Origin of the sequence: Streptomyces sp. BE20, assembly GCF_036322525.1 — a bacterium.
In the GTDB taxonomy this organism is placed as follows: Bacteria; Actinomycetota; Actinomycetes; order Streptomycetales; family Streptomycetaceae; genus Kitasatospora.
The window spans coordinates 1-309 of record NZ_JAQYWW010000996.1 but is presented as its reverse complement, the minus strand read 5'-3'; the positions used below and the strand labels follow the sequence as shown (position 1 = coordinate 309).

The window sequence follows — 309 nt, the reverse complement described above, 5'->3', positions numbered from 1 at the left end:
GGGGGGGGGGGGGGGGGGGGGGCGCCCGGCGGCCCCCCGGGGGGGGCGCGCGCGCGCCCGCCCCGCGCGGGGGGGGGGTGCGCGCCGCGCGCGCGGCCGCGCCGGGGCGGGCGCCCCCGCCCCCCCCCCCGCGCGCCCCCCACGCGGCGCGTCCGCTCGTCCCGGGGCTCGGGCGGCCCCCGCTCGTCGTCGAGGAGCGCCCCCGGCTGCGCGTCGCCGACCTCACCTCCGTCCAGCCCCAGCCGGACGGCCGGTACGAGCTGCTGGTCACCGGCACCACCCGGTTCCGGCTCCGCTCGGCCGACACCG

Annotated in this window: 1 pseudogene; it reads left to right on the top strand. The window is 88.3% G+C overall.

The features are described 5' to 3' along the window. Positions 1 to 77: 77 nt before the first annotated feature. Positions 78 to 309, top strand: a pseudogene (locus PUR61_RS25535) (hypothetical protein); the annotation flags it as partial.